Genomic DNA, 202 nt, shown 5'->3' with positions numbered 1-202 from the left:
CCCCGCCAGCCCGCGACCGCCGCCGGCTCCGCCCAAGGCCTCGTCGTCCGGACCAGCCGGACCCCCGGCCGCGCCAGCCAGCGCAGCAGGACCCCGACCTCCTCCGGCGGCGCTCCGTGCAGCGGGCCCGGCTCCGGCAGTACCGTCTCCGCCGACGCCACCAGCGCCTCCACCACCGGCATCGGCGGCACCCCGCGCCGGG

Annotated in this window: 1 pseudogene; it reads right to left on the bottom strand. The window is 81.7% G+C overall.

The features are described from left to right. Nucleotides 1-202 (bottom strand): annotated as a pseudogene (locus tag G3I65_RS16335) (hypothetical protein); the annotation flags it as partial.

Source organism: Amycolatopsis sp. SID8362, assembly GCF_010550475.1.
GTDB lineage: Bacteria > Actinomycetota > Actinomycetes > Mycobacteriales > Pseudonocardiaceae > Amycolatopsis > Amycolatopsis eburnea.
This window is presented reverse-complemented; position numbering and strand designations above follow the sequence as displayed.